This window comes from Lunatimonas salinarum (assembly GCF_017811155.1).
Taxonomy (GTDB): Bacteria; Bacteroidota; Bacteroidia; order Cytophagales; family Cyclobacteriaceae; genus Lunatimonas; species Lunatimonas salinarum.
Genome location: NZ_JACVCV010000138.1, coordinates 1 through 322, shown reverse-complemented (window position 1 = coordinate 322; position 322 = coordinate 1). Strand labels below are relative to the sequence as shown.

Genomic DNA, 322 nt, shown 5'->3' with positions numbered 1-322 from the left:
TTGGAAACCAAGAAACCCACCAATAAGAGTGAGATGATCGGGTTTAACGCCCTCATCCCCAGGCCCCCTCTCCCCGCCGGAGAGGGGGAGGCTTCCCTCCCGCCTTCGGCGGAAGGGGAGGTAGGAGTGAGAGTGAATCTGAATGCCAAATCCTTTCAGGAACTGGTACTGTACTTCCTGCGAGAGCGCATCACTCATGGAAACCTAGCCGTTAAACATCTGATCATTACCAATATCTATGAGTGGTTTGTGTTTGATTCCGCGGTATTTGAAAAGGCATTTGCCCAAAACAAGGCGCTGGTAAAGGATTTTAAGGCCTTTG

The 322-nt window shown here is 50.6% G+C and carries 1 protein-coding gene; it reads left to right on the top strand.

Annotation, left to right across the window (positions count from 1 at the left end; genetic code table 11):
• Positions 1-322 (top strand): DUF7149 domain-containing protein (locus tag IAQ59_RS22490; RefSeq protein WP_245189781.1); only part of this gene is annotated, 322 nt, incomplete at both ends.